Raw genomic sequence first — 21,819 nt, forward strand, 5'->3', positions numbered from 1 at the left:
ATCCTTAGGTTGCGGTGTGCATGGAGGCGCCGGCCAGGCTGGCTTGGAAACGCTGCGTCAGGCCGCGCGCCAACGCGTGGGAGGATGCGCGGGCGGCGACGCCGTCACGCAGGAACTGCGACGCCTGGCTCTGGAAGGCGATGTAGCCATCGTGCCGCGGCCGGATCGAAGCGGCTTCGAGCGTGCGGGCTGTGTTGGCGTAGAAGTTGCCGCTTGCCGCATTCACGTTCGCATCGGCCCAGCTGCCGCGATGGCTTGGCTGCCCCTCATGCTGCGGGATGAAGCGGCTTTGGGTATCGGCGGCCAGCAACCACAACAGATGCGCGCGCAGCTCCGGCCCCACGATGCAGCGCCGTGATATTGCAATGCCGGTGCCGCCGAGGATCGAGCCGGGCCTGCCCGCGTCGGCCTCGGGCGCGTCGCGGAAGGTAAGCGGTTTCGCCACCGCGGAGGTGGCGTAGTTCACATAGCCATAGACGAGCGGGCAGAGCGCGATGTCATCGTGCGAGCTCATGTGGCCAAGCAGCGCGATCGGGTTGTAAGCCAGGGCGTGCGCGGGCGTAAGCCGCGCCAATTCGCTGAGCACCTCGCACGCGTCGGCAAGCGTCGCCTCGTCGTGCCAAGCGCCGTGCGGGCGCAGGTCGGTGTCGGGCGCGATGGCTGCCGCGATCGACAGCAGCGACAGGAACGGGTGCGGACCGCCCCAACTGAGCGCAACCGCGCCGCTGCGTTGCGACAGCGTCAGCACCTCGCGCCAGGTGCGCGGCACGGGGCCGTCGAGCCGATCGGCGCGCGTGGCCATGACCTGTGTGGCGGCGTCCAGCGGCAGCGCCCATTGGCGATTGGCCATGCGATAGCTGTCGTACGACAGTCCGATGCTATCCCGCGCGATCCGCGCCAGCTCGTCGGGCGCGAAGACGGTGTCAAGCGCTTGCAGGCAATCGTGCGCCAGGGCCTCGCCCAAATGGGGGTGATCCAGCACGACCAGGTCATAGCGGGCGCAGAGTTCGGCGATGGGCGCCGATTCGAAGCCTTCAAGCGACTGCTTGTCCCAGTGCACAAGCGGCGTGTGGGCGGTGGCGGCGTGCAGCGCATTGAAGCCGCGCGGATGGTCCCAGGTAAGGCCGAGGTAGGGCAGGGCGGGTTCGCTCATTCAGAGGCTCCACGCAGCACCGCGCCCGAGGCCGCATGCGCGGCGATCTCGTCGGCGCTGAAGCCAAAATCGCGCAGCACTTCGTCGGTGTGTTGGCCGGTGAGCGGGGCGCCGCGCACCACCTGGCTTGGCGTCTTGGAAAAGCGGATCGGAAAGCCCGGTGTCTTGATCTTGCCTTCGGTCGGATGCTCGTACTCGACGAAGGTGCCGTTGTGCGCGATCTGCGGATCGTCGACCAGATCGGCGTAGCCATAGACGGGGCTGCACCAGATGCCGGCGGCATCAAGCTTGGCGAACCAGTCGGCCGTCGATGCCTTTGCGAGCGTGTCGCGCACCAGCGCATAGATCTCGTCGCGCTTTTCCCAACCGTCGCGCTCGCTGGTGTAATCCGCCAGGCGCGGCTCTTCTGTCACGCGCGCCAGCACTGTCATGTCGGGCATGGCAAGCGCCAGATAGCCGTCGCTGGTCGCGAAGGTGCCATAGGGGGCACGGATGTACACGTGGGCATGCGGCTCGGCGCTGCGCACCTGCGGCTTGTGGCCCACCGTGTAGACCGAGAGTTCCTGCATCTGGATCGTCGTGATCGCATCCAGCATGTTGACCTCGACCTTCTGGCCTTCGCCGGTACGCTCGCGGTGCAGCAGCGCAGCCAGCACGCCTTCGAAGGCGACATACGCGGTGACGGCGTCGACCACATACTGGCCGGCCGCGCGGGGCGCTTCGCCCGCACGGCCCGAAGACAGCATCGCGCCCGACATCGCCTGCAACAGCAGGTCCTGACCGGGGCGCGTGGCATAGGGGCCGTCTTCGCCAAAGCCCGACATCGATACGTAGATCAGGCGCGGGTTCAGCGCCGACAGGGTCTCGTAGTCCACACCCAGACGGCCGGCCACACCCGGCCGGTAGTTCTGGATAAACACATCGGCCTGCGCCGCAAGCTTCTGGATGATCTCTTTGCCGCCGGCACTCTTTAGATCAATCGCGAGCGAGCGCTTGTTGCGGTTCAGCGACAGAAAGGACACGTTGATCTTGTTGCCCGTGATACCACCGGCTGGCGCGTGCCGCTGCCATTCGCCGGCAGGCGGCTCGATCTTGATCACGTCGGCGCCCAGGTCGCCCAAGCGCTGCGCCGCGAACGGCCCCGCCATGGCGATGGAGCAGTCCAGAACCTTGTAGCCAGAAAGAATACTCATGCTTCTACCCTCTGCGTGCGCCGATGCGCCTCAATGCATGACCCAGCCGCCGTCAACCGCCAGCGTCTGTCCGGAAATGAAACCCGCCTCGTCCGAGGCAAGGAAAATAATGGCCGCGGCGATGTCGCCTGCGTGCCCGCGGCGCTTGACCGACTGGCGTTCGAGCACCATGCGGTTGTAGCCCTCGGGATCGGGATGGATTTTCTCGGCGTCGGTGGGAAACGCGCCCGGCGAGATAGCGTTGACCGTGATGCCCCACTTGCCGAACTCGCGGGCGAATGCGCGCGTGGCGCCCACCATCGCGCCCTTGGATTGCACGTAGGGCAGCAGGTTCTCCCAACCGCCGGACAGCGTGATCGACGAGATATTGATCACGCGGCCCCATTGCTGCTGGCGCATGCCGGGCAGCGCCGCGCGGACGATCTGAATCGCCGCTTCGACGTTGACGCGGTGCACGCGCGCCAGCTCTGCGTCGCTGTATTCCTCGAACGGGCGCGAGGGGTAGATGGCCGCGTTGTTGATGACCACATCAATCGGGCCTTCGGCGGCCAGCCGCTCAAGGTGCGATTGCAACGCGCTGGCGTCGGCCAGATCGGCTTGCAGGATGTGAAGCTGGCCGGAAAACCGCGCCGGCACGGTGCTGCGCAAGCGATCGATATGCCCGGCGTGGTTGTCAAGCGCGATCACGCGGGCGCCTGCTTCCAAGAGCGCAAGCGTGGTGTCCACACCGAAGCCGCCCGCAGCACCCGTGAACAGCACGCGGCGGCCTTGCAATGAGAAGCGCGCGCTCATGTGCGCCCCGCGATGGGCGCAAAGCGCCCCGACAACGGCGGATAGTCGTCCTCGGGCTGCACCGCGATCGCGCGGATGCGTGCTTCGCTAGCCGCGATATCGGCAGGGGAGGCCAGCACGCTGAACGTGGTGTCGTAGCGGCGCTCTTCGCCATGCTCAAGCCAGATGAGCTCGTTACGCTTACGCGCCGCACCCTGGCCCAGCACATGGTTGGTCGAGGGCTCGATGCCCATCGCATACTGGCCCGATTGCAGGTTCTGCCATTGATACTGGCAGGGGAATTGATGCTTGAAGGTGCTGACCTGCATGCCCAGACCCAGCCGATCGTTTACCAGGGCCACCGGCACGCTGCCGTCGGCGGCGGCCGCCATCTCGTGCTGCCACACCTGCTCATGAAAGCCCAACTGCGGCGCCGGCATACGGCGGTAGCCCACGCCTTGCTTGCGGTAGGCTTGCTCGTGCGCGGCCCACACCACATCGCGGATCGGCGCCAGATAGCGCGAGTCGGCGTCCAGCACCGGATAGCCCAGGTTGATGTGATAGCAGAGCATGTGCGGCGTGCGGTAGAAGCCGCGATTCACCACGCGGTCCGACAGTGTGATGTCGTTGGTGCCCACCTCGATCTCGATTCGGCGGTGCAGCTCCAGGTGCTCGCCGAAGACGGTGCCCTGGCTTACGATTCCCTCTGCCCACAGCACGCAGCGATCGCCGTCCCAGCGTTCGCCGTAGCCGGTCAGACGCGCCGGAATGGTGCCGACGCGGCCATGGATGGACTGCTTGGCGGTCTTGCGCGGGCCGTACACATAGTTGGCGGCCGGCGCGTCGTACATGAACAGAATGTGGTCCAGTCCGCAGGTGATCATGAGGCCCGAGAACGACCGCATCCAGCCCAGTCCGCCTTCGCCTTCATAGTCATGCAGGCCGGGATGCCGAAAGCCCGACGGCGACTGCCATCCCATGGCGAAGCCGCGGTATTCGCAATCGGCGATGTCCATCGCGCGATCCACCAGCACCGTAAACCGCAGGCCCGTGCCGCTGCGGAACTCCAGCATGCGGATACCGCGTTCCAGCCCGTCGTCCAGCGTCATCAGGCGTACGCCGGCAAACTGCGCAAGCTGTCCGGTGCGCGCCTCCACGTCGCGGCGCGTCATCCAGGTTCCGTAAATATCAGGCATGAGTTCTCCCTGGCAAAGGCGCGGGTGCGCGTTTGCCGGTGTCGGTGTTCAGAATCTTGTTTGCAGGCGGTCTACAGACCGTTCGCGCGCAGCCGCTCGTCCAGGAATTGCTTGGCGCGCGGCACGTCGTCTTCGGTCAGGTGTTCGATGATGATGGGAATGTTGGGGTGCTTCTTCGCCAGGCGCTGCAGGTAGAGGTCGTAATTCAGCGCGCCCAGTCCCGGCGCCGGCAGCTCGATCTCGCCCACGCCACGGAAGGTATGGCTCTCGGCCGCGCCGTCGTCACCAATGTCGCTGTGCTTTTCCGACTTGTCATCGCCCGAACGCTTCACGTCCTTGGCATGCGCGATGCAGATTTTGTCGGAGAGCGCGTCGAACACCTGATTGAGCGTGCGGTCCATCTGGTCGATGTTGTGCGCTTCGAAGTAGTTCGTCGGGTCCATCAAGAGGCCCAGGCCAGGGTGATCCACCTCGGCGAACATGCGCAGCGTTTCCTCGACTGATCCCACCACGTTGTTCACGTACGTTTCGAGCAGGAACACGGCGCCGTGGTCATAGGCATGTTGCGACAGCTCCGCGATCACCGCGCGGCACTGGTCCCAGCCTTCTTCGGTCTTGTTCTTGGGGTGATGTACCCAGTCGCTGTCGGTGGCGAACGTGCCGGTTTCCGAGATCACGTAAGGCGAACCCAATTGGCGCGCGTGCGTGAGGATCTCTTTGAGATAGCCGTTGCGGCGCTGGCGCTCGGCGGGATCGGGGTGAACGATATTGGTGTAGGCCGAGATGCAGGACACCGGCAGGTTGTAGTGGCGGAAGGTGTCGCGGATCTGTGTGCATTTCTGCGCGGTCAGCTGCCCCGGGCCGAGCTCCATGTCCTTGAAATGCAGGTCCAGCTGCACCGTGTTGAAGCCGTGCGAGCGGATCACCTTGGCGGTGCGTTCCAGCTCATAGGGAAAGTAGCCCGAGAAGATTCCGGTCTGGATCATGATGCTTGTCTCCGTCTGTTTTTTCTGTCTGGTTATTCAACAGCCGGCAGCCGTACTGTGCGGCCTTCGGCGATGGACGCATACGCGGCCTCGACCAGCGCCATCGTGCGTACGTTGTCGGTCACGCTTAACGCAGGCTCGGTGCCGCTGGCCAGCGCGTACTGCAACTGCTCCATCACGCCGATGAAGGCATGCGGAAACCACATCGTGTCCCACGTGGGGGTGACCCAACGCCCGTCGGTATGGCCCTTGGCCGCGCGCGAGGCGTAGCTCAGCGTCGACGGCTCGCCGGTGGGCCAGCCGATGGTGCCGCGCGCGACGCCCTCGGTGCCTTCCACGCGCCAGCGGATGTGCTGGTCGTCGGGGTATCCCTCGGCCCGCGGGCCTGACCACACATCTTCGAGCGACAGCGCAAGCAGGCCGTTGCCAAAGCGCAGCGTTGTGCTCACCAAACCATCCTGATGCTCGAACTCGGTGCGCGGATCGGGGCGGGTGATGCTGGTGATCTCGGTGGGTTCGCCAAACAGATAACGCAGCGCATCAAGGTGATGCACACTCATGTTCGATAGCGTCAGCCGGTCATAGCCGCGCAAAAAATCCTGCCAGTGCGGAATGGCGTGCATGTCGATCTGCGCGAACACCGGCGTGCCCAGCACGCCCTGGTCGAGCAGCTGTTTAAGCGTGCGCATCGATTGGTCGTAGCGCATGTTCTGGTTTACCGACAGGATCTTGCCGGCGGCCCGGGCCTCGTCGCGCAAGGCGCGGGCTTCCTCCAAAGAGAGGGCCAGGGGCTTTTGCGCCAGCACGCCGCGTACGTGCGGGGCGCGCAATGCGGCGCGAATCAGCGCGGGTTGCAGGTCAGGCGGATACGCGATGTCCACGATCTCGATCTGCGGATCGGCGATCAGGGCCAGCGGATTCTCATGCACACACGGGATGCCGTAGCGTTCGGCGACCTCGGCCGCTTTGCTGCGAGTACGCGACGCGATCGCCGCCACCGTGAAGCCGGCCTGTTGATAGGCCGCCAGATGGCACTTGGCCATGATCATGCCGGCGCCGATGCAGCCAATGCGAAAACGCCGTTCCCGAACGGGCGGGTCGGGCACCAGGGTAGGGTGCGTCATGTGCTCCTCCTGCCGGCTTGGTATGCACTAGCGACTTCCTGGCATCCTGCCGTGCGGTGTTTGATGTTATTGAGCCGCGATAATCACATCAAAACAATCAGGGGTAAAGGCGGTTAGCGCTCATAGGGCACGAACGTTACCTTTTTGATCCCGAATGATTGCAAATGATGGGTTATGATGGCATCGCTACCATCGTCCTGATGGTGTTTTAAGAGCCTCGTCCCGCATGCGTCCCACCATTTCCCTCATTGCCCGTGAAGCCGGCATGTCTACCGCCACCGTGGACCGGGTGCTGAACGACCGCGACGGCGTGCGCGGCAAAACACGCGACCGCGTGCTGGCAATCGCCAATCGCCTTGGCTACTTCGTTCAGGGCGCCGATGCCGCCAGCCAGGATGTGCGGGTCGATTTCGTTTTGCCCGCCGGCACCAACAGCTTCATGACCGCGTTGGGCCAGCACCTGCTTGAAGAAGCCGCCACCCGGCCCGATGTGCGGGCCCGCCTGCATCTGATCGAGGGATTCGACGCGAATAAGCTCGCGCAAAAGCTCTACGAACTGCGCGACCAGACGCAGGCCGTTGGCCTGGTCGGGCTGGACCATCCACAAGTGCGCGACGCCATCATGGCGCTGCGCGACAGCGGCGTGCACGTGAGCACGCTGGTGTCGGACATTCCGATCTCGGCGCGCCTGGGTTACGTGGGCATCGACAACCGCGCCGCGGGCCGCCTGGCCGCGCTGTTGCTGGGCCGGTTTCTGCCCCAGCACACGGAGCGCAGGGTGGCGGTGTTCGTGGGGTCACTGGCGTATCGCGGCCACGAAGAGCGAGAGATGGGCTTTCGCTCGCTGCTAAGCGAAGAGTTTCCGCACCTGCGCATTGCACACATCCTAGAGATTGGCGACGACCGCGACCGCGCCTTTGCCGTCACGCAGGATCTGCTGCGCAAAGAACCGCCGCATGCGATTTACAACATCGGCGCCGGCAATCAAGGCATCGCGCGGGCGCTGAAAGAGGCAAGGCCCGCCGAAGCGTGGCCAAACGAGAGCCGCTCAAGTAGTAAGGCAGCCTCCGCCCAACGCATTGTCTTCGTGGGCCACGACCTTACCGAAGCCACGCGCCGCCTGTTGCTCGATCGCACCATGGACGCCGTGATCGACCAGAACCCGCGCGTCGAGGCGCGCGAGATCGTCAAGCTGCTGGTAGCGGCCGTGAAGGGCGCACCCGAACCCAGCTATCTGCCGCGCCTTCAGGTCATCTTCCGGGAAAACATTCCGGAGCCGTGATGGCGACGCGAAGGCGCCAGGGCGGGATGGTGGGCAAGGTGGGCGTGGTGCTATTTGAGGTCTGTCGCGCCTGAGTTAGTGCGCCGATTGCCGGCCGAAGATTTCCCGCCAGTGGATCGCCTTGTGTACTTGAAAAACGGCCGGCGAGCACCGGGCAATTCGCTGGCGGCTTAGGTTCGGGATCAGGAATGGTGGGTGCCCCGCTAGCTTCAGGTGTAATGCGCATAATGTGTATTATGTAAAGTAAGGTTTATGGGTGGCCCCCCCTTTGGCCGTAGCCAGCCCCCGCAAACTCACCCACCGCAACCTTCAGGTTCAACGCACAAACCAGAACCACGCCGCCGCGCCCGCGATTACCCACACCGTCACGATCAGCGCTGCGCCGATTCTGCTGCGGGGCTTTGAGGCTGCGGAATCCATCCAGTCTTCTGCCTGGCGTCTGCAATCGACAAGAACGTCCGGCGGCAGGAGTTTGATGGCCAGGTAGATCAAGCCTGGCAACAGCAGTACGTCATCGACGTACCCCAACACAGGTATGAAGTCTGGAATCAGATCGATCGGGCTTAGCGCATAGGCCACCACGAACACGCCCACCGCTTTGGCATGCCAAGGCGTGCGCGGGTGCTTGCCGGCGAACCAGAGCGTCAAGCCATCTCGTTTGATGCGCTTGGCCCAGGTCTTGAGGCGTTCACTGATTTGCATGATGTTTGCGGTGGCTGTCGAGGAGGATGTGCGCACCCTATTCTAGATACGCAGCACGTTGTGCGCGGCGTGCTGTTGGAAAGCGGTTGAACATTCCGGGCGGCAGCGGACGTCTGTCTTTCTGATTTCACACTCGTGCCACACAATAGTTCAACACTCGTTGTATGATCGAACAATGAACGAAGATCAAACCGTTTCCGCACTCGGCGCCCTCGCCCACGCCCAACGTCTACGCGTTTTTCGCGCGCTTGTCGTGGCTGGGCTCGGCGGTCTTACGCCCAGCGTCCTTGCCGACCAGCTCGGCGTCGCGCGCAATACATTGTCTTTTCATCTGAAAGAGCTGTCGCACGCAGGCTTGGTGACTATTGAGCAACAAGGCCGAAATCTGATCTATCGCGCCGACTTCTCGCAGATGAATGCGCTGCTTGGCTACCTCACTGAACACTGTTGCCAAGGCGCCCCTTGCGAGGCCTCCGACGCCACACTTGCCACGCGTTGCTGCTAGCGCTTCGCATGTCTCACCCCCCTTTTAATGTGCTGTTTCTCTGTACGGGCAACTCGTCCCGCTTCAGGTTGCGCGGTATTGGAAAAAGCCCAGGATTAAATCGATGTCATCCCCTACACAGGCAGCCGCGCCGCAAGCGAACGTTGGAATGAGCGTCTTCGAGCGTTACCTGACGCTCTGGGTGTTTCTCTGCATTGTCCTGGGCGTTGCTCTGGGCCAGCTGATGCCCGCCCTGTTTCAAACCATCGGGCATCTCGAAGTTGCGCAGGTCAACTTGCCCGTTGGCCTCTTGATCTGGGTGATGATCATTCCGATGCTGCTGAAGGTGGACTTCGGCGCTCTCGGTCAGGTCAAACAGCACTGGCGCGGCATAGGCGTGACGCTGTTCATCAACTGGGCGGTGAAGCCCTTTTCAATGGCGTTCCTGGGGTGGCTATTCATCCGTCAGGTCTTCTCGCCGTGGTTGCCGGCTGAGCAGTTGGATAGCTATATCGCCGGCCTGATTCTTCTTGCCGCCGCCCCATGCACTGCCATGGTGTTCGTCTGGAGCCGGCTGACGGGCGGCGATCCGGTGTTCACGCTGTCTCAAGTGGCGTTGAACGACACGATCATGGTGTTCGCCTTCGCGCCCATTGTTGGACTGCTGCTGGGGTTATCGGCGATCACCGTGCCGTGGGACACGTTGCTCGTGTCGGTCGGGCTCTACATTGTGATTCCGGTCATCCTCGCCCAGCTCTGGCGGCGTGCACTGCTGCGTCGTGGGCAGGCAGCGTTCGAAACGGCCTTAGCGCGGATCGGCCCGTTTTCCATGGCCGCCTTGCTGCTGACGCTGGTGCTCCTGTTCGCATTCCAAGGCGAAGCCATCATGGGCCAGCCGCTGGTGATCGCCATGCTGGCGGTGCCGATCCTGATCCAGGTGCTCTTCAATTCAGGCTTGGCGTACTGGCTGAATCGTCGCGTGGGCGAAAAGCACAACATCGCTTGCCCGTCAGCGCTGATTGGCGCCTCTAACTTCTTCGAGCTTTCCGTCGCCGCCGCGATCAGCCTGTTCGGGTTTCAGTCTGGCGCCGCGTTGGCGACCGTGGTCGGCGTGTTGATCGAAGTGCCGGTGATGCTGCTGGTTGTGCGCGTTGTGAACCAGTCCAAAGGCTGGTACGACGCTGGCGCCAAGCCGGCATTGGGCCGTGATGGGCCACCCACGCGTTGACACCCACGCGTTGATTGCGTGCGATGGGTGACATCGCCTTTGGACGAAGCACGCGCTCATCAGGCAAGTTTGAGCAAGAGCCCAATGACGGCGCAGGCGGCGATGACTTCAATGACCCCGCGCTTGAACTTGAACAGCGCGGCCGCCGCGGCAATCGCGATCAGCGCCGAACGCCAGTCGAAATGGCCTGCAAGCCCCTGCGGCCATAGGACGTGATAACCAAAGAACACAGCCAGGTTCAGGATGACGCCCACGACCGCCGCGGTGATGGCGGTCAATGGCGCCGTGAATTTCAGGTCCTCTTTGGTGGCCTCGACCAGCGGTCCGCCGGCCAGAATGAACAGGAACGACGGCAAGAACGTGAACCAGGTCACGATGCAGGCGGCTAAGGCTCCCGCGACGAACGGCCCGTACGGGCCGAGCAGGTTTTGAGCGTACCCGCCTACGAATCCCACGAAGGCGACGACCATGATCAACGGCCCCGGGGTCGTTTCGCCAAGCGCCAGCCCGTCGATCATCTGAGTGGGCGTCAACCATGCATAGTGATCGACGGCCCCCTGGTAGATGTACGGAAGCACGGCATAGGCGCCGCCAAACGTCAGGTAGGCCGCCTTGGTGAAGAACCAACCCATCTGGGTGTAGGCGCCCTGCCATCCATAAATGGCCGTGAGCACCGCCATGGGCGCGGCCCAAAGCGCGACGCCGGCGGCCAAAATCCAGCTCAAGCGGCTCCAGCGAAAACGGGCGTGTTCTGGCGTGGGAGTGTCGTCGTCAACCAATGCCGGGCCATAGCCTTGCGACATCGACCCATGGCGCGAACCCACATGGAAATACTCGGGCCACCACCGGCCGCCCACAAAACCGGCCAATGCCGCGATGGCGACAATCAGCGGAAACGGTAGCCCCAGTGCGAAGATTCCCAGGAACGCTGCGGCCGCGATGCCCCAAAGAATGGGATTCTTCAGCGCGCGTGACCCGATGCGATGCGCGGCGTGCAGCACGATGGCGGTCACCGCCGGCTTGATGCCGTAGAACAGACCGGCGACGACGGGCACATCGCCCCAGGCCACATACACCCACGACAGGCCGATCAGGATGAATAGCGATGGCAGCACAAACAAGCCGCCAGCGACCACCCCACCCCACGTCCGGTGCAGCAACCACCCGATGTAGGTGGCCAGTTGCTGGGCTTCAGGCCCGGGCAGCAGCATGCAGTAATTCAGGGCGTGCAGAAATCGCCGTTCGCTGATCCACCGCCGGCGCTCCACCAATTCGGTGTGCATGATGGCGATCTGGCCCGCCGGGCCGCCGAAACTGATGAACCCCAGCTTCAACCAGAACCACAGCGCCTGCCGGAAGCTAACCGGCTGAGGGCGTTCGAGCGGCTTGTCGTCCGGCGAGCCAGTTGGAACCGCTGAGTTCTGGATTTGCGTGCTCATGGTTTCTTTCACTCTGGTTGCCGCCGATGTCCGGGTACGGACAGGTGTGTAGCGTACGCCGCCCCATCAAGCGGCCCAGGAAATTCCTGGTTGACGATGTGGTTTCCAATAATCATATCCCCCCGGGGGGGATATGATCCGATCATGACGAAACCTGATCCCCACCACCATCACGACGCGGTCGCCAAGCGTCTTAAGCGAGCGGAAGGCCACCTGCGCAGCATCTTGCAGATGATGGAAGAACACCGCTCCTGCCTTGAACTCGCGCAACAGTTGCACGCGGTCGAGAAGGCAATCTCCCAAGCCAAGAAGGTTCTGATTCAGGACCACATTGATCATTGCTTGCAGGACGCCGTCGGTGACCTGGACGTCGACAAGCAGCGCACGATCGACGAATTCAAAGCGATCACCAAGTACCTGTAAGGACGAAATCCATGCTGTCGTTTTCCGAGCTGATTGCTCAGGGCGCTACGCACGCCTGGCTGTTCATTCCAAGCGCCATCCTGCTTGGCGCCCTGCACGGCCTTGAGCCAGGCCACTCCAAGACGATGATGGCGGCGTTCATCGTCGCGATCAGAGGAACGGTATGGCAGGCGGTGCTGCTGGGGATCACGGCGACCATTTCGCACACGCTGATCGTGTGGGGCATTGGCCTGGGCGGCATGTACCTTTGGCGAGGCGTCGCGCCAGACGCGCTGGAGCCCTACTTCCAGCTGGCCTCTGGCGTCGTCATCGTCTTGATTGCCGCCTGGATGTTCTGGAGAACGTGGCGCGAGCAGCATGTAGATGCGCATGGGCGCGCTCATGGCCACGATCACGATCACGCACACGACCACGACCACGCACACGTTCACGCACACGTTCACGCACACGATCACCACCACGATCACGGCCCCATCCATCACGCGCCGCATGGGCTGGACGTTGCGGGCGACGGTTATCAGGATGCCCACGCGCTGGCGCACGCCAACGACATCCGCCGGCGATTCGCCAATCGGAATGTGACGAACTGGCAGATCGCCCTGTTCGGTCTTACGGGTGGCCTGATCCCCTGCCCTGCGGCCATCACCGTTCTGCTGCTGTGCTTGCAGTTAAAGGAGTTCACGTTGGGCGCGGTGCTGGTGCTGTGCTTCTCGATTGGGCTGGCCATCACCCTGGTGACGGTTGGCGCCATTGCAGCGCTGAGCGTGCGGCACGTCAGCCGGCGCGCGCCGTGGTTCAACAGCATCGCCCGGCGCGCGCCCTATTTGTCCAGCCTGTTGATTATTGCCGTGGGCATTTACGTGGGATTTCATGGGTGGCTTGGTTTGCCGCATGCATAACCGTGGCGGGCTTTGTTTTCTAATAATATTAAATGTGTCGATTCATGCCATTCTTGCCGTACGGATGGTATCTAAATAACTAGTATTACAAAACCGGTTGGTATCCAAATTTCCTAATTAATTCAAGGGGATGGTATCTAATACCCCTTACTTTGTGCTGTAAAAAAATTGGTATACATTGCGTCCTTTTTTTCGACGGCGCGTTCCATTTATTCGCTTATTTTGCCGTAACGTAATTATACGTTTTCAGCGATTTAGTAATGCGTGGGCGCCGAACTTAATAATCAAGAAGACAAAGGACGCACGTTTTGATCAATGGCACGAAGAAGTGGCTGACAGCAACGCTCGCTTTGAGTAGCACGTACTATGGCGGCGTCATGGCGGCAGACATGACGGTTACGCAAGGTAATACCCAGGTGTTCGATGGCTCGGTGAATTATCCCGGCGGCGTCGACGTAAATGGCGGCACGCTGGTGATTGGCGGCAACGGCGGCGGCGCTGGCGTTGCCCTGACTGGCAACGTCAATGCCGCATCGAACGGCACTGTCGCAGGCTTTGGCCGGATCAATGGCGACCTTAACGTGTCGGGCAACGCGCGCGTGGCGCCGGGCTATTCCGTCGGCACGCCGACGGGTGTGTCGAACGGCAATCTTGTCGTGAACGGCAACCTGTCGATGAACAATGCCGAATTTGCTTTTGAAACCGGCTACGCGGGCCTGCCCATTACGCAACCCGGCACCGGCGACAACATCACCGTCGGCGGCAACGCCGTCATCAACAACACCACGCTGAACGTCACGGTGAACACCCTGGGTGTGAACGCCGGCTACTACCGGATTCTGTCTTACGGCGGCACGTTAAGCGGCAACGGATTGTCGTTGGGCACGGTGACGGGCGACTCGCAGCCCGGCGCCACCATCCAGTCGCTGACGGGCGACAAACAGATCAACCTGATTCTTGGCCCCAGCACGACCAACTTGTGGAACGGCAACGGCGCGGCGTCCGCGACCCGTTCGGGCGGCGGCGATGGCACCTGGACGGCCACCGGCACGAATTGGAACAGCCCCACCAACGCCACGGGCGCCCTGCCCGATGCCGGCTATGCCATTTTCACGGGCGCGGCCGGCACGGTTACCGTTGATGGCAGCGCCGGCCCGGTGCGCGTGTCGGGCATCCAGTTCGCCACCGACCGGTACCGCGTGCAAGGCGCGCCCATCACGCTCGTAGGCAGCGGCGGCAACCCGCCCGCCATTGTTGTGGGCGACGGCACGTATGCGTCCGGCCAGTTTGTCGACATCATCGACAACCCGCTGCAAGGCACGCAGGGCTTCGTCAAGACCGGCCCGGGCTCGGTCATCCTGACCGCCGACAGCAGCGGCCTGACCGGCCCCATCCTGATCGCCGACGGCGCGCTGGAAATCGACGGCAAGTTGAACGGCCCCATTGATATCGGCCGCGAGGTCGTGTTGGCGGGGGTGGGCCAAGTGGGCACCACCACGTTGTACCCCACGGCTGTGGTGTCGCCCGGCAACGATGGATCGCCCATTGGCACGCTGACCGTCAATGGCAACCTGACCTTTGGCGAAAACACGATTTATCGCGTGCATGCCGACCCGGCCAGCAGCGCCAGCGACCGCATCCACGTCACGGGCGTGGCCTACCTGGATGGCACGGTGGCGCATGTGGGCCCCGACGGCAACTACGCGCCGCGCACCACCTACAACATCCTGACGGCGGACGGCGGCGTGCAAGGCACGTTCAAGGGCGCGTCCAGTTCGTATGCGTTCCTGACGCCCACGCTCAGCTACGACGCAAAGAATGCGTTCATGACGCTCACGCGCAACGACGTGCCGATTGGCAGCATCGGCGGTTCGGACAACGCGAACAACGTCGGGAATGCGCTGGATCAGCAAGAGCCGCCCGCGGCCGGCAACGGATCGTCGTCGGCCGGAAACGGCTCGGCGCCAGCGGGGAATGGTTCGGCGTCTAGCGGAAACGGTTCCACCTCCACCGGCAGCGGGCAGACGACGACCGGTAACGGCTCGGCCGCTGCCGGGAACGGATCGGCCACGACCGGGACGGGCACGGCCACCGGAACCCCCACTGGCACTACCACCGCCGGCACTACCACTGGCACCACCACGGGAGCCACCACGGGAACCACCACGGGGACCACCTCCCCCACCGCCCCGGCCGGATCATCCGTGGTCGCAAGCGGCAGCAACGCAGACAAAGCCTCTGGCGCGAGCCAGGTGACCGCGGCCGTCCTGACCATGACGCCGGGCGAAGCGCGTTCGGCGCTGTCGATGCTGTCTGGCGAAGCCTACGCCAGCACGACGAGCATCCTGCAAAGCCAGGGCGACATGGTGCGCACGTTGCCGCTGTCGCATTTCCGCGGCAACCTCGACGCGCCGGTGCGCGCCGGGCGGCCCACAGCCCAATTGGGCGCGCCGTCTGCCGACGCGCTACCGCAAAGCGGCGCCTCGCCTGTCTGGGCGCAAGCGTTTGGCAACTGGAGCAAATTCGCCGGTGATGGGAATGCATCCAGCGTCAGCCAATCGGCCGGCGGCATTTTCATTGGCGGCGATGGCGCGGTGGGCAACGGCTGGCGCCTGGGTGGCGCGCTGGGCTACATCGGCAGCCACAACTCGATGGCCGATGTGTCTTCGCGTACGAATGTCGACAGCTACACCGCCGCGTTGTTCGGCGGACGCAACTTCGAAGCCGGCGCGGGCCACATCCGCTTCATGGCGGGCGCGGCCTACACCTGGCACGAGATCGACGGCAAGCGCGATGTGGTGGCGGGCAGCCTGAACCAGCAGCTCAAGTCGTCCTATAACGCATCGTCGACACAGGTGTTCACCGAGCTCGGCTACAACATGCCGCTGAACGACGTCACCAGCATCGAACCCTACGCCGGCCTGGCGTGGAACCAGTTGCGCACGCGTGACTTCAAGGAGTCCGGCGGCACGGCTGCACTGCACGGGTCGGGCAGCACCGACGACGTCACCAGCACCACGCTGGGCCTGCGCGGCGGATGGCAGTTTGGGTCCGACTCGGCGCCGGGCCGTCTGACGGCGTCCTTGGGCTGGCGCCATGCCATGGGGGATGTGAAACCCAAGCAGGAGCTGGCGTTCGAAGGCGGCAGCACGTTCTCGGTGACGGGCGTACCCATCGCGCGCGATGCCGCCGTGGTCGGCCTGGGCGCCGAAGTGGCCCTGACGCGCAACACGACGGCGGGCGTTTCCTACGACGCGCAGTTCGGCGGCGGCAACCGCCAGCAGTCCGGCGTGTTGAAGCTGGCCGTGCGTTTCTAAGCTGACGCCAACCCAGAAGCAGGCGTCGTGATTGCGGCGCCTGCGTCGGCCAGCCCTTGCGAGGATAATGGCGGCTCTTCACATCAACTCGGACGTTCCGGATGCTGATTGCGCTGTTTGTCTTCGCTTACGGGCTGGCCGCTTACTTTTGGGGCGTGCCGCTGTGGGTCGGGCTGGCTTATGTGGCGCTTAGCCTGATCACGTTCGCCGTGTACGCCTATGACAAGTCCGCGGCCAGGGCGAAGCGCTGGCGGATATCGGAGCGCACGCTGCATGCCTGGGGGTTGATCGGCGGTTGGCCAGGGGCGTTGCTGGCGCAGCAATGGATACGGCACAAGTCCGTGAAACCCAGCTTCCGGGCGTGGTTCTGGGTCACGGCCGGGCTGAACGTGGCGGCGTTTGCGTGCCTGGCGTCGCCCATCGGCCGCACGCTGCTTGGCCGCCTGACGCCGCTGCTGGCTTGAGCGCGGCCTCTACTTCAAAACCCCGCTACTTCGAAATCGCCTCTACTTCAAAACCCCCTCTGCCGCGCTACCCATCGCCTGCCGTTGGGACAGCAGCAAGGCGTCGCTCTGGTCGATGCGTATTGCGCCGATACGCGGAAACTCAAAATCGACAATGATGTACAGCGCCACCGCCATCACCAGTGCGTAAATCAGCTGGTGCAGCAAGGTGTCGCGCTTGGCGCCGGCCAGATTGATGCCGATCAGGCACGCGCACACCAAGGCCAGGAAGCCCAGGAACACGTACGTGACAATGGGCGGATGGACTTTCTGCGCCACGGTTTGCGCCGTGGCCGAGTCGAACATGTCGTTGACCGACGCAATGTATGACGCCGCGAACGGTGGCACGGCGTGCTTGCTGGCGGCGATGGAGCTTTTCCAGATCTCGTTTTGCAGCGCGCCCACCTTCGTGGCGATGGCGTCGCGCTGTTCCAGGTCGGCCACGTGCTTGTAGTAACTGACCCGTTCGTCCACGTAGCGCCGGAATTGGTCGCGCAAGAGGGGCTGGTCGTCGGCATTGAGCAAATCAATGCGCAGCCACGCCGTGCCGATGGCGTTGACTTCGACAACCAGCAGGTTGCGCCGGTCGGCCATGCGTTGGGCCGCGCCCGAAAACGTGAAGGCGATCAGCAACCCAAGCAATGCGAATACGGAAGCCTCGATGGCGGCGGACCCCGCCGTGCCTTTGTCGTCGCCGGCATGGCGGCGCCCCAGGTATCGCCCTACGCGGATCGCGCCAAGCAACAGAAAAAAGAAGACAACCGCCGCGCCAGCCAGAACAAATGAATAGTTCAAAGTGCCACCTACGTTCAGCCTTCGTTGATCGGACTGCCCTCTTCCCACAGCGTGACCCGGTTGCGGCCTGCTTCTTTCGAGGCATACAACGCCAAGTCTGCACATTTAACAACCGCTTCAGGCGAATTGCCATGCTGCGGCCACAACGCCACGCCCACCGACACCGTGACGTGGCCCACGCCATCCGGCATCGGCTTGGCGGCCACGCTTGCCCGGATGCGTTCTGCCGTGTGCAGGGCCACGTCGGCCGTCGGCGCGTGAACGATCACCACGAACTCTTCGCCGCCGATGCGAAATGGGCGGTCTTGCTCCCGCACGCTGCTGATCAGCGTATTCGCCAATGAAATCAGCACCTTGTCACCCACGGGGTGGCCATGGACGTCATTGACCTGCTTGAAATGGTCCAGATCCAGCGCAATCACCGCAAAGGGCGAACCGGCCGTCACCAGTTCGTCAAAGCGCTGCTCCAGGGCGCGGCGGTTCATCAGCCCTGTCATGGGGTCGGTCATGGTTTCCGCGTTCAGTCGGCCCACCTCGCGCCGATGTTGCGCCAAGGTGGCGACCAGCGCCTGACGTAACCTGTCGGCTTCTTCGTACCAAGTTTTCAGCGTGCTGGCGCGCGGGCCTTGCGCATTCACGGCTTCGGCGCTGGCCAGGGCGCGTGTCAGCCGCGTCAAGGGGCGCGCGATGGCGTAGGCCAACGCACAGACCAGAGCCAAGGTCACGATGACGGCGGGTATGGCAAGCCGCAACGATTCGGCCAGCAAGGATTTCACGGGCGACAAGGCGGAATCCAGCGGCCGCTGGATAACTACCGCCCATTTGCCCCTGGCGATAGGGGCATACCCAGTCAGCATGGTGCCGCCCGACGCCTCTTTCACTGGCGCGGAACCCGGGCCGGACGTCGGCGAGATATCCGCCTTGATCAGACTGAGCACCGACGGGTCTGGCCCGCTTGTCTGATGGCTGTAGAGCACCTGACCTTCGACGTTCACCAAGTAAACATCGGTGTCGTCGGCATACGCGTGTTCGCCCAGCAGCTTGTCCAGCCGGGCGCCGCGTTCCAGGACCAGAACAGCAGCAATAAAGCCGTCGACAGCGCCCCCTTTGCCCGCGATGGGTTCGACCAGCATCAGCGCCGCGCGTTGGTCTTCTTGCGAGCAGCAAGGCATGACCCAATCCGCCCGCCGGCGTTCTTTCATGCCCAGATCTTGCAGCGAGTTCTTGCCGGAAAGTAGCGCCGATGCCTGGCCTGAATGCGCCACGATCACGCCGCTGGCGTCCGCCAGCAAGGCAACGGCTGCGCCCTGGGTCTGAGTCGCCAGACGCGACAGTTCCGCCGCGATGTCAGCCGGTGCGCCCTGGGACGCTGCCAGGCGGCCAGCGCTGGCGTTCAGTTGGCGGTGTACGGAATCGATATACAGGTTGATGAATTCGGCCAGCTTTTCCGAATAGGCCAGATTGGACTCCAGCGTATTTTTCACGACCTGCGCCTTCTGCACCTGGTAGCCGGCGTAAAGCGCGTTGAAAAAGCCGATGGCCACGCTCAAGACGGCCAAGGCGATCAAAACGGTCAACAGCCCTACTTTTCTTTTCATCGGGAAGCGTCCTGCCCGCTAGCTGCCAGCGTGCAGAATACCGAATCGAAGAAACGGGGTCCAGGCGCGCGTCACGGGCTATTGGACATGGCAGCCGGGGCGTCTGCCCGGGCGGTCTTGCCCTATCTCTTGCCCTATCTCTTGCCCTATCGCTTGCCCTATCCCTTGCCCGGATCAAACTCCATTGCCGCCATCGCCCGCCCCACCGCTTGCGGCGCGTAGTCGTCCCAGGGCGCGTTGCCCGCGTCCAGCCGCGTATGGATATTGCTGATGGTCCAGTGCGCGCTACTTTTCAAGCCGGCCAATTCGTCCCAGGCGACAGGCACCGACACACCCAAGCCCGGCCGGGCGCGCGCGGACCACGCCGCGACTGTCGTGGCGCCGAAGCCATTGCGCAGATAGTCGACGAAGATCTTTCCGACCCGGTTTTTCGGGCCGCTTTTGGCGACAAAGATCTGCGGCAAGGTGGCGGCCATATGCGCCACGATGCGCTGCGAGAACGCTTTGATGGTGTCCCAGTCATGCTGCCGGCGCAGCGGCACGACCACATGCAATCCTTTGCCGCCACTGGTTTTCAGCCAGCCGTCCAGGCCTATCTCTTGCAGCATCGTGTGCATAAGCTGCGCCCCCTGTTGCACGGCAGGCCAGTCCACGCCTTCGCCAGGGTCCAGGTCGAACAGCATGCGGTCGGGCTTGTCGATGGCGGTTTTCACCGCATTCCAGGTGTGGAATTCCACCACATTCATCTGCACGGCCGACATGATGGCTTCGGCCGTAGGCACTTCCAACAAGGGAGGATGATCGGGGTCGAGTTTGGCCGGCAGGGCTTTGACGCCCGGCATGGCCGCTTCCAGGTGCTTCTGGAAGAAGAATTGCGCATTCAGGCCGCCGGGCGCGCGCAGGAAGGACACGGGGCGGTTTTTCAGGTGCGTCAGGAGTAAGGGTGCGACGAGTCCGTAGTAGCGGGCCAGGTCAAGCTTGGTGATTCCGGTGGACGGGTCGATCACCCTTTCCGGGTGCGTAAGCTTGGCTGGCTTGGCGCGCGGGGTGGCCGCCGTGCGAGGTTGCGCGGACGTTGCGGCTTTGCTGGTCTTGTCTGCGCGACGATTCTTGACCGCCTTGCTGGCTTTGCCCTGCGGGCCGGCGGCCGGCCGTTCGCGCGTGATCTGGCGTGCGGGCTTGTCGTCGCGCAGCCCCCGGAACACCGAGTGCCGGATGTGGCCGTCGGTGGTCCATTCGCCAAACGACACCTCGGCGACGCGCTCGGGCTTCACCCAGTGCACGCCCTTCGCCTGCCCGCCTGACACGGGTTTGTCGCTGGTTTCAATACGCGCCAGCTCCTTTTGCAGCGCAATCAGGTTCGCCCGGTCAAAGCCCGTGCCGACCTTGCCGGCGTAGCGCAACGTGCCGTCATCATCGTGAACGGCCAGCAGCAGCGCGCCCAAGCCTTCGCGGGACCCTTGCGGCGCGGTGTAGCCCACGATCACGAATTCCTGGCGCTTGGCGCATTTGATCTTCAGCCAGCTATCGCTGCGCCGCGACACGTAGCGCGACGACAGGCGCTTGGCGATGATGCCTTCCATGCCCATCTTGCAGGCGGACGCCACCAGATTTGAGGGCGTCTCGTTGAAGGCCTCGCTAAAGCGCAAGTGGTCGTCGTGCGACGTGTCCATCAACTGCGCCAGCAACGCCCGGCGCACCTGTAGCGGCTCGTCGCGCAAGTCGCGCTGGCCGATGAACGGCAGATCGAAAGCGTAGAAGATGATGTTGCCGGTGCGGTCGCTATCGAAGGCGTTTTGCAAGGCCTGGAAATTCGGCACGCCGTTGTCGTCCAGCACCACGGCCTCGCCGTCCACCCAGGCGCATTTGGCGGGCAGCTTGCCGAACGCCTCGGCAATATGCGGCAGCTTCGACGTCCAGTCGTGCCCGTTGCGGGTATACAGCTTGACGTCGTCGCCATCGATGCGGACCAGCAAGCGGTAGCCGTCGAATTTCAATTCGTATAGCCAATCGTCGGACTCGGGCGGCGCGCCGTCGATGAGCGTGGCCAGTTGGGGCTTAAGCGATGCGGGCAAGGCCGCCGCGTGGCCGGGCAGCCTGCCCTCCTCTGCGGCGGGCTTGGAATCAGGTACAGGGCCAGGGTTGGCCTTCGCCTTCGCCCCTTTTTTCCCCTTGGCCCTTAATGGCACGACGCTGTCCGGCAATTCATCCACCACGCTGAAGTCCGCCTCGGCGCGTGCGAAATCGTCGCGGTCTTTGATCAGCAGCCACGGCGGCTGCTTGTCGCTTTCCTTGCCCTTCATCCGCACCAGCGCCCATCGGCCTTGCATCTTCTTGCCGTGCAGATCGAACTTCAGATGGCCGTCCCGATAGCCTTTACGGGCATCTCCCACGGGCGCCCACACGCCTTCATCCCAGATGATGACCTTGCCCGCGCCGTACTGCCCTTCGGGAATCTGGCCTTCGAACTGGTTGTAGGCGATGGGGTGGTCCTCAACCTGCACCGCCATGCGCTTGACCGACGGGTCGTAGCTGGGCCCTTTCGGCACGGCCCAGCTTTTCATCGCCCCATCCAATTCCAGCCGGAAGTCATAGTGCAGCCGGCTTGCCCAGTGCTTCTGAATGACGAAAGCGCGCGCAGTTTCATTCGGCAGCCCGCCTTCCGCCGGCTCGGACGTCACCTGAAAATTGCGTTTCTGCCGATAGGTCTTAAGCGTATCGGCCAT

At 63.4% G+C, this 21,819-nt stretch carries 18 protein-coding genes; 7 read left to right on the plus strand and 11 right to left on the minus strand.

Going from position 1 to position 21,819, the window contains the following annotated elements; genetic code table 11:
• Window positions 1-4: 4 nt before the first annotated feature.
• The 6 genes from ACFZAI_RS28200 to ACFZAI_RS28225 all read right to left on the minus strand — a co-directional run bounded on the left by ACFZAI_RS28200 (window position 5) and on the right by ACFZAI_RS28225 (window position 6,423).
• Window positions 5-1,153 carry a hypothetical protein gene (locus ACFZAI_RS28200; protein ID WP_391570151.1) on the minus strand — a complete coding sequence of 383 codons (1,149 nt, stop codon included), beginning with the start codon at window positions 1,151-1,153 and terminating at the stop codon, window positions 5-7.
• Window positions 1,150-2,346, minus strand: coding sequence for a CaiB/BaiF CoA transferase family protein (locus ACFZAI_RS28205; RefSeq protein ID WP_391570152.1), 1,197 nt, complete (start codon window positions 2,344-2,346; stop codon window positions 1,150-1,152). Before ACFZAI_RS28205 ends, ACFZAI_RS28200 begins: the two co-directional genes overlap by 4 nt.
• 30 nt (window positions 2,347-2,376) lie before the next feature.
• Window positions 2,377-3,138 carry an SDR family NAD(P)-dependent oxidoreductase gene (locus tag ACFZAI_RS28210; protein WP_391570153.1) on the minus strand — a complete coding sequence of 254 codons (762 nt, stop codon included), beginning with the start codon at window positions 3,136-3,138 and terminating at the stop codon, window positions 2,377-2,379.
• The gene (locus ACFZAI_RS28215; protein ID WP_391570154.1) at window positions 3,135-4,313 is read right to left on the minus strand and encodes an aldose 1-epimerase family protein; all 1,179 of its coding nucleotides are present in this window, start codon (window positions 4,311-4,313) and stop codon (window positions 3,135-3,137) included. Before ACFZAI_RS28215 ends, ACFZAI_RS28210 begins: the two co-directional genes overlap by 4 nt.
• 71 nt (window positions 4,314-4,384) lie before the next feature.
• Window positions 4,385-5,299, minus strand: coding sequence for a sugar phosphate isomerase/epimerase family protein (locus ACFZAI_RS28220; protein ID WP_391570155.1), 915 nt, complete (start codon window positions 5,297-5,299; stop codon window positions 4,385-4,387).
• Window positions 5,300-5,331: 32 nt separating this feature from the next.
• Window positions 5,332-6,423, minus strand: a complete 1,092-nt coding sequence (locus ACFZAI_RS28225; protein WP_391570156.1) for a Gfo/Idh/MocA family protein — start codon at window positions 6,421-6,423, stop codon at window positions 5,332-5,334.
• A 226-nt stretch (window positions 6,424-6,649) separates the two neighbouring features.
• Here ACFZAI_RS28225 and ACFZAI_RS28230 point away from each other — a divergent pair, with 226 nt between their 5' ends.
• Window positions 6,650-7,705, plus strand: a complete 1,056-nt coding sequence (locus tag ACFZAI_RS28230) for a LacI family DNA-binding transcriptional regulator (protein ID WP_391570158.1) — start codon at window positions 6,650-6,652, stop codon at window positions 7,703-7,705.
• A 315-nt stretch (window positions 7,706-8,020) separates the two neighbouring features.
• Here ACFZAI_RS28230 and ACFZAI_RS28235 read toward each other — a convergent pair whose 3' ends face one another.
• Window positions 8,021-8,407, minus strand: a complete 387-nt coding sequence (locus ACFZAI_RS28235) for a YkvA family protein (protein ID WP_391570159.1) — start codon at window positions 8,405-8,407, stop codon at window positions 8,021-8,023.
• A 175-nt stretch (window positions 8,408-8,582) separates the two neighbouring features.
• Between ACFZAI_RS28235 and ACFZAI_RS28240 the strand changes: the two genes are divergently transcribed.
• Window positions 8,583-8,912 (plus strand): ArsR/SmtB family transcription factor, encoded by a 330-nt coding sequence (locus tag ACFZAI_RS28240; protein WP_391570161.1) that lies wholly within the window; start codon window positions 8,583-8,585, stop codon window positions 8,910-8,912.
• Between the two features lie 103 nt (window positions 8,913-9,015).
• Window positions 9,016-10,119, plus strand: a complete 1,104-nt coding sequence (gene arsB, locus ACFZAI_RS28245) for an ACR3 family arsenite efflux transporter (RefSeq protein WP_391570162.1) — start codon at window positions 9,016-9,018, stop codon at window positions 10,117-10,119.
• Between the two features lie 59 nt (window positions 10,120-10,178).
• Here the strand turns inward: arsB and chrA are convergent, their stop codons facing one another.
• Window positions 10,179-11,558 carry a chromate efflux transporter gene (gene chrA / locus ACFZAI_RS28250; RefSeq protein ID WP_391570163.1) on the minus strand — a complete coding sequence of 460 codons (1,380 nt, stop codon included), beginning with the start codon at window positions 11,556-11,558 and terminating at the stop codon, window positions 10,179-10,181.
• A 144-nt stretch (window positions 11,559-11,702) separates the two neighbouring features.
• Between chrA and ACFZAI_RS28255 the strand changes: the two genes are divergently transcribed.
• The 4 genes from ACFZAI_RS28255 to ACFZAI_RS28270 all read left to right on the plus strand — a co-directional run bounded on the left by ACFZAI_RS28255 (window position 11,703) and on the right by ACFZAI_RS28270 (window position 16,661).
• Window positions 11,703-11,981 (plus strand): metal-sensing transcriptional repressor, encoded by a 279-nt coding sequence (locus tag ACFZAI_RS28255; RefSeq protein ID WP_391570164.1) that lies wholly within the window; start codon window positions 11,703-11,705, stop codon window positions 11,979-11,981.
• An 11-nt stretch (window positions 11,982-11,992) separates the two neighbouring features.
• Window positions 11,993-12,880 carry a nickel/cobalt efflux transporter gene (locus ACFZAI_RS28260; RefSeq protein WP_391570165.1) on the plus strand — a complete coding sequence of 296 codons (888 nt, stop codon included), beginning with the start codon at window positions 11,993-11,995 and terminating at the stop codon, window positions 12,878-12,880.
• 308 nt (window positions 12,881-13,188) lie between these two features.
• Entirely contained in the window at window positions 13,189-16,197 is a 3,009-nt protein-coding gene (locus tag ACFZAI_RS28265) for an autotransporter domain-containing protein (protein ID WP_391570166.1), read from the plus strand.
• Window positions 16,198-16,298: 101 nt separating this feature from the next.
• A complete protein-coding gene (locus ACFZAI_RS28270) occupies window positions 16,299-16,661 on the plus strand; it encodes a DUF1294 domain-containing protein (protein ID WP_391570168.1) in 363 nt (120 codons plus the stop codon).
• 42 nt (window positions 16,662-16,703) lie between these two features.
• On the opposite strand, the gene ACFZAI_RS28275 is transcribed toward ACFZAI_RS28270, so the two are convergent.
• The 3 genes from ACFZAI_RS28275 to ligD all read right to left on the minus strand — a co-directional run bounded on the left by ACFZAI_RS28275 (window position 16,704) and on the right by ligD (window position 21,819).
• Entirely contained in the window at window positions 16,704-17,495 is a 792-nt protein-coding gene (locus ACFZAI_RS28275) for a hypothetical protein (RefSeq protein ID WP_391570169.1), read from the minus strand.
• Window positions 17,496-17,509: 14 nt separating this feature from the next.
• The gene (locus tag ACFZAI_RS28280) at window positions 17,510-19,093 is read right to left on the minus strand and encodes a sensor domain-containing diguanylate cyclase (RefSeq protein WP_391570171.1); all 1,584 of its coding nucleotides are present in this window, start codon (window positions 19,091-19,093) and stop codon (window positions 17,510-17,512) included.
• 158 nt (window positions 19,094-19,251) lie between these two features.
• A complete protein-coding gene (gene ligD / locus ACFZAI_RS28285) occupies window positions 19,252-21,819 on the minus strand; it encodes a DNA ligase D (RefSeq protein ID WP_391570172.1) in 2,568 nt (855 codons plus the stop codon).

Origin of the sequence: Achromobacter sp. NPDC008082 (genome assembly GCF_042957345.1) — a bacterium.
Taxonomy (GTDB): Bacteria; Pseudomonadota; Gammaproteobacteria; order Burkholderiales; family Burkholderiaceae_B; genus Achromobacter; species Achromobacter kerstersii_A.

What these genes read in the sequence shown, in the direction of transcription:
- ACFZAI_RS28200 (WP_391570151.1), bottom strand. Translation starts at nt 1,153, where the DNA reads ATGAGCGAACCCGCCCTGCCCTACCTCGGCCTTACCTGGGACCATCCG.
- ACFZAI_RS28205 (WP_391570152.1), bottom strand. Translation starts at nt 2,346, where the DNA reads ATGAGTATTCTTTCTGGCTACAAGGTTCTGGACTGCTCCATCGCCATG.
- ACFZAI_RS28210 (WP_391570153.1), bottom strand. Translation starts at nt 3,138, where the DNA reads ATGAGCGCGCGCTTCTCATTGCAAGGCCGCCGCGTGCTGTTCACGGGT.
- ACFZAI_RS28215 (WP_391570154.1), bottom strand. Translation starts at nt 4,313, where the DNA reads ATGCCTGATATTTACGGAACCTGGATGACGCGCCGCGACGTGGAGGCG.
- ACFZAI_RS28220 (WP_391570155.1), bottom strand. Translation starts at nt 5,299, where the DNA reads ATGATCCAGACCGGAATCTTCTCGGGCTACTTTCCCTATGAGCTGGAA.
- ACFZAI_RS28225 (WP_391570156.1), bottom strand. Translation starts at nt 6,423, where the DNA reads ATGACGCACCCTACCCTGGTGCCCGACCCGCCCGTTCGGGAACGGCGT.
- ACFZAI_RS28230 (WP_391570158.1), top strand. Translation starts at nt 6,650, where the DNA reads ATGCGTCCCACCATTTCCCTCATTGCCCGTGAAGCCGGCATGTCTACC.
- ACFZAI_RS28235 (WP_391570159.1), bottom strand. Translation starts at nt 8,407, where the DNA reads ATGCAAATCAGTGAACGCCTCAAGACCTGGGCCAAGCGCATCAAACGA.
- ACFZAI_RS28240 (WP_391570161.1), top strand. Translation starts at nt 8,583, where the DNA reads ATGAACGAAGATCAAACCGTTTCCGCACTCGGCGCCCTCGCCCACGCC.
- arsB (WP_391570162.1), top strand. Translation starts at nt 9,016, where the DNA reads ATGTCATCCCCTACACAGGCAGCCGCGCCGCAAGCGAACGTTGGAATG.
- chrA (WP_391570163.1), bottom strand. Translation starts at nt 11,558, where the DNA reads ATGAGCACGCAAATCCAGAACTCAGCGGTTCCAACTGGCTCGCCGGAC.
- ACFZAI_RS28255 (WP_391570164.1), top strand. Translation starts at nt 11,703, where the DNA reads ATGACGAAACCTGATCCCCACCACCATCACGACGCGGTCGCCAAGCGT.
- ACFZAI_RS28260 (WP_391570165.1), top strand. Translation starts at nt 11,993, where the DNA reads ATGCTGTCGTTTTCCGAGCTGATTGCTCAGGGCGCTACGCACGCCTGG.
- ACFZAI_RS28270 (WP_391570168.1), top strand. Translation starts at nt 16,299, where the DNA reads ATGCTGATTGCGCTGTTTGTCTTCGCTTACGGGCTGGCCGCTTACTTT.
- ACFZAI_RS28280 (WP_391570171.1), bottom strand. Translation starts at nt 19,093, where the DNA reads ATGAAAAGAAAAGTAGGGCTGTTGACCGTTTTGATCGCCTTGGCCGTC.
- ligD (WP_391570172.1), bottom strand. Translation starts at nt 21,819, where the DNA reads ATGGCCGATACGCTTAAGACCTATCGGCAGAAACGCAATTTTCAGGTG.